Here is a 5,849-nt window from a genome sequence, read left to right on the forward strand (position 1 = left end):
AACTTTATATGTGGGTGATGTGATTGATTTGGATCTGGAATTCTTCCCTTCCAACACAAGCAATAAAACAGTAGCTTTTACTGCTAGTGATGCGGTTAGTATTGATCACTCAAGTGGCGTTTTGACCGCATTATCACCTGGGGAAATCGTTGTTACCGCGACCAGTTTAAGCAATGGGGATATTTCAGCTCAATGCATGATCACAGTATTGGATACAGCAACTCAAGTAAGTCCTTCAGTAAATGCACTTATTTTAGTCAATGCTGATACTGATGAAGACATTGGCGAAATTAAGGAGGGAGATGTTTTTTACTTAGAAAATATAGGGACAGCTAATCTAAATATCAGGGCAGATGTTAGTCAAAATACTGAAAGCGTAATTTTTGGTTATCAAGCAAACCCATCTTATAAACTGGTTAATTCACCTCTGTATACCATAGGAGGGATTAGTGGAGATGATTATGAAGCATGGAACCCTGATTTAGGAAACAACACTATAGTTGCAACAGCCTATGCTGGAGACAATGGCAGCAATGTTTCCGGAGAAGCTTTAAGTATAAACTTTACAATTTTACAGGAGGACGATCCGATAGATGAAAATGAATTTGCCCCTGTTGTAAGAATTAATAGTGGAGGTCCAACGGTTATCTATGGAGATTCCCTATACATGGCTGATGAATTTTTTGAAGGAAAAGGAAGCGAATCTTCAGAGGATTTCCTAAAGGATAAAATTTATGGTACTGTTCAGGATGACTTGTATATCTCGGAACGCAGGGTCACTTCAAACTTGGCATCATTTACTTACAATATTCCCGTTACAAACGGAAATTACCTTATCAATTTACATTTTGCTGAAATTTATTTTGGAGCCACAAATGGTGGACAGGGAGGTACCGGTAAAAGGATATTTGATGTGATCATTGAGGGAGAAAAAGTTTTAGATAGTTACGACATTAATTCAGTGGTAAGCCCTATGACTGCTGTGATAGAGACTTTTAGCACAAAGGTTACAGACCAATCTCTCGACATCACATTTAATTCCATCCGAAATCAGGCTAAAGTTTCGGCTATAGAAGTTTTCGGTGATGGTGAATTGACATTTGATCCTACGGCATGTTCATGGAATAATTTAAGCCCATCTAGTTTAAGCAAAACTGAGTCACAAAGTGTTACCATAAACGACAAATTATACGTCCTTGGAGGTTTTGTGGAGAATCTTGATATTACCTCCGTGACTGAGATATACGATCCATCAAGCAATTCTTGGTCCTACGGAGCACCAATGCCGATTCCTGTTACCCATATGGGAGCAGTAGCAGTAGGCGAAGAAATATGGATATTGGGAGGTTTTGCGGGGGATCATCCCGGCAAGTCAACCGATCTTGTTCAAATTTACAATACCTCTACAGACACATGGTCTACTGGGCCTTCACTTCCCCTTCCCAGAGCCTCAGGTGGGGCCGCTTATAGTGAGGGCAAGATACATTATTTTGGAGGATTACTTCCAGATAGAATAACCGATGTTGGGGATCATTTTGTCTTTGATGTCAATGATCAAGAAGGAGGTTGGAAAACCTTGGCCCCTCTCCCTGAACCTAGAAACCACCTGGGAGCTGCTGCGGTAAATGGAATCCTTTATGCGATTGGAGGTCAGTTTGGCCATGATGCCGGAGTAGATGATCAAGCATTCTTGCATGCTTATGATCCACAAACCAACAGCTGGACCGAAAAAAATGATTTAAGATCTGATCGTTCTCACTTCGAACCTGGAACCATCGTCCACAACAATAAAATAATAATTGTAGGTGGCCGAAGAGGAAGCTTTATATTCGACGATATAACGGAGTACGATCCAATTACTGATTCTTGGTCTGAGCTTTGTCAGCTACCTGCAAGGTTGCTCGCTCCTTCAGCGAAAATTATAGGAGATCAACTTATAGTAGCCAACGGGGGAGACAATGGCACATGTTGCTTACTTGACCAAACGATCTCGATGACGGTCACACCTGAAGCAAATGTTGAAGCTTTAAGAACCTTATCAGATGCAGACAGGATATCTATCACACCTGAAAATTCAGAAAGCAATGTATCTATGGTTGATGGATTGGAAAACTCCATAACCCTATTTCCAAATCCTATAAATGACCTATTGACGGTAAAAAGCTCTTCTCTAAAACCAATAAATTTAACACTAATCGCTCCTACAGGAACCGTTTTGATCGAGAAAAAAGAGGTACTGGAATCAACATTTGACACCAGCGAAATTAAACCTGGCCTGTATATTTTGATTGTGAATAATGGCGAAACTTATAAACGGTTTCGGATAATCAAAAAATAAGTAAGGCCATAGATTCAATTATTATCGGTGTAAATCTTCGTAAATTAACTCCTAATTAAATATTATTTCGCAAATCCTATTTTTAAGTTTTAGACTATATTAATAAGTCTTTAAGCAAATCTTAAGAAAGAAACTGTTAATTTGCTTTATAAGAACCCTTGGTGCAACCTCCAACAATGGGAAGGCTAAGAATTAGCACTTGAATTCTTAAAAGTGTTTTGAGATGAGGATTTTAATAATTGAAGACGAACCGGGAATTTCAGGCTTTTTGAAACAAGGACTGGAAGAAGAAGCTTATGCTGTGGATATTGCCGAAAATGGCAAGGAAGGTTTAGAAATGGCCTTGGAAGGATATTACGATATCCTTCTAGTAGACTGGATGTTGCCTGGTATGAGTGGAGTGGAAATTACAAGAAGGTTCAGAAAAGAATTCCCTTCCACACCAATCCTTTTTCTTACCGCCAAGGACACCTCAGACGAAGCCATTTTTGCCTTACAAACCGGAGCGAACGACTATATCCGTAAACCTTTTAATTTTGAAGAATTATTGGCCCGAATAAGGGTTCAATTTAGAAACCAATCCGATCATCAATTGTCTTTAACTTTAGGCCCCATCTGTTTATATACAGAAAACCACCGGGTAGAAGTCAATGGAAAAGAGGTGATATTGACTCAAAAGGAATTTGCACTTCTGGAATACCTAATCCGGCACAAAAATAAAGTATGCCGGAGAAGTAGAATCATTGAGAGTGTGTGGGACATACACTTTGATTATGACACAGGTGTGATTGATGTATTCATTAATTCCCTCAGAAAAAAACTGGGCTTAACAAAGGACAACAACTACATTCAAACGATAAGAGGTGTAGGCTATATGGCCAGAGAGGAATGAAAAGAACATACAAAAACAGGCTTTCATTTAAGTTAACCATGGCATCTGCCTTAATGGTGTTGGTATCCTTCTTACTTATTTATCAGGTAGTGAGATCTACCGTATTGGAAAATATTGACAACAACCTTGAAAATGAAACCAATAAACATGTCAATCAAATTAAAATAGAGGATGGTCAAATAAAATTTGCTCACAAAGGAGAATGGGAGGAAGAAGAACACAAAGAGATAATTTTCAATCCTATTTTTATTGAAATCGTTGATAAGGAAGGAAAGCCCATGGACAAGTCTCCGAATTTGGGAAGCAACAACCTCTATTTTAAACCCGGTACTGCATCGGTGGACCGGGGGTTTAACCTAACCTTAAATGGACAAGAAGTGAGGCAAATGCAGGTAGAATTATTGACCGAAGGAGAATTGACAGGATACCTTTTACTCGCCACATCATTTGAAGATTCCAAGTCCCTCCTTAACAATCTCAAAACGGTTTTATTTCTACTTTACCCGATTGTTTTATTATTCCTTTTTCTAACCTTAAGGTGGCTTGCTTCCAAAAGCATTCAACCCATTATTGATATAACTAAGAAAGCAGAAATAATCACCAAAGACAATCTTAATGAAAGACTGCCAAGCCTCAAGTATAAGGATGAAATTAACAGCTTATCAGTTTCTATTAATCACCTTCTGCAAAGGATAGAAAAAGGGGTATTAAGGGAGAAACAGTTTACTTCAGATGCTTCTCATGAGCTCAGGACACCCTTGGCAGTATTGAAAGGGAATTTTGAGGTTTTGATAAGGAAACCTAGAACTCAGGAAGCATACATTTCAAAGATTAAAGATGGAATTCTTATCATTGATAAGCTAAATGCTATTTTAGATCAATTGTTGACATTGGCAAGATTCCAAAAAGGTATTCATAATAATGAGGAAGTTGATTTAAAGTTTCTTGTGGAAGACATCATTGACTCCACCCTAAAACAGCATCCGAAACGCAGTATAATGTTTAATGAAAAACTTGAAGATAAGGGTTTTATCAGAGCCAATGAAAAATCGGTATCTATCATCATTGAGAACTTAATTCAGAACGCCTTAAAATATTCCCTTGATAATCAAGAAATTAACTTGGTTTTAACGCAAGAAAAAGCAGGCATATGCTTAAAGATCATTGATCAAGGCATCGGAATATCTGAGGAAGAATTAAAAAATATTTATCAGCCATTTTTTCGAGGAGAAAGTCATGAACTGGGAAGAATAAATGGTGCCGGACTAGGCCTATCTATTGTAAAAAAACTATGTGATTTATATCAGGTGAAAATTTCTATTCTTAGCGAAAAAGGCAAGGGGACTACCATTACACTTTTATTCCCATCTACCATTATACAGGCTTAGCTGGATTAGAGCTTGTTGCTCGGATAATAAATAGGTAATTCCACCGAATTGGTGGAAATTTAACCTAACCATATGGCATTACAGGTACTTTACTTCTTGATACTGGCAAAATTCAGGAATCAAAATGTATGCCTTATGTTCAGCTAAATATTTTAAGCCAATCTTAAGAAAAGCTTGAGAAAAGTCAAGGTATTGACCTTTTATCTTTAGGCATTCATTTATAATCTTTGGTCACAATGTTAGAGCGAATTATTCAATACAGCATACGACATAAATTGATCGTGCTTCTTTTTTCAGCAGCTGTAATTGCCTTCGGCACTTATTCTCTGTCTGAAATTCCAATAGGTGCGGTTCCGGACATCACCAACAATCAGGTTCAGGTGATCACCACCTCTAGAAACCTTGCAACAGAAGATGTTGAGAAATTTTTGACCTATCCAATAGAGTTGGAGATGGCCAATTTACCCAATGTCAAAGAAATCCGCTCGGTCTCTAAATTTGGCCTTTCAGTAGTGACAGTGGTATTCGATGATGAGACTGGCACCTACTTACCCCGACAACTCATTGCTGAAAAAATCAAAGCAGCAGAGGAAAAAATCCCTACCGGTTTTGGTCAGCCTTTTATGGGACCAATTTCCACAGGCTTGGGGGAAATATATCAATATGTTGTAGAAGTAGATGCTGCCTACAAAGATCAGTATTCTTTGACAGAAATAAGAACCATACAAGACTGGATTATCAAACGCCAACTCTCCGGTATTCCAGGTGTTATAGAAGTCAATACATGGGGAGGCTATTTAAAACAGTATGAAGTGGCAATCAACCCGGAAAAACTCAGGAGCCTCAATATTACTATGGCCCAAACATTTGAGGTGCTTGAGAAAAACAACAGTATAGCCGGGGGGGGATATATAGAAAAAACAAACCAGGCTTATTTTGTAAGAGGAGAAGGACTGGCAAGTTCTATAGAAGACATTGAAAATATAGTAATAGAAAATAGAAATGGTACACCTGTATTCATTAGGGATGTGGCTACTGTAGGTTTTGGAAAAGCCACTCGTTTTGGAGCAATTACCGGTAATGGCGAAGGTGAAAAAGTGCTGGGGCAAGTAATGATGCTGAAAGGAGCCAATTCCAAAGAAGTTATCAATGCTGTAAAAGAACGAGTAAAAGAAATATCACCATCCCTCCCTCCGGGCATAAGCATTAATCCTTTTCTGGAAAGAAGTGA

General features: G+C 38.3%; 4 protein-coding genes. All 4 read left to right on the forward strand.

Features of this window, described 5'->3' with window-relative positions:
- A partial coding sequence (locus tag AAC037_RS18325; RefSeq protein WP_339904610.1) for a malectin domain-containing carbohydrate-binding protein occupies window positions 1-2,338 on the forward strand: 2,338 nt, incomplete at its 5' end.
- Window positions 2,339-2,561: 223 nt separating this feature from the next.
- Complete coding sequence (locus AAC037_RS18330; RefSeq protein WP_339904612.1) at window positions 2,562-3,230, forward strand: response regulator transcription factor; 669 nt, start codon at window positions 2,562-2,564, stop codon at window positions 3,228-3,230.
- Entirely contained in the window at window positions 3,227-4,618 is a 1,392-nt protein-coding gene (locus AAC037_RS18335) for a HAMP domain-containing sensor histidine kinase (protein WP_339904614.1), read from the forward strand. Before AAC037_RS18330 ends, AAC037_RS18335 begins: the two co-directional genes overlap by 4 nt.
- Before the next feature lie 236 nt (window positions 4,619-4,854).
- A partial coding sequence (locus AAC037_RS18340) for an efflux RND transporter permease subunit (protein ID WP_339904616.1) occupies window positions 4,855-5,849 on the forward strand: 995 nt, incomplete at its 3' end.

It is taken from the genome of uncultured Cyclobacterium sp. (genome assembly GCF_963976465.1).
In the GTDB taxonomy this organism is placed as follows: Bacteria; Bacteroidota; Bacteroidia; order Cytophagales; family Cyclobacteriaceae; genus Cyclobacterium.

Coding starts and splice junctions, on each gene's coding strand:
- AAC037_RS18335 (WP_339904614.1), top strand. CDS start 3,227: ATGAAAAGAACATACAAAAACAGGCTTTCATTTAAGTTAACCATGGCA.
- AAC037_RS18330 (WP_339904612.1), top strand. CDS start 2,562: ATGAGGATTTTAATAATTGAAGACGAACCGGGAATTTCAGGCTTTTTG.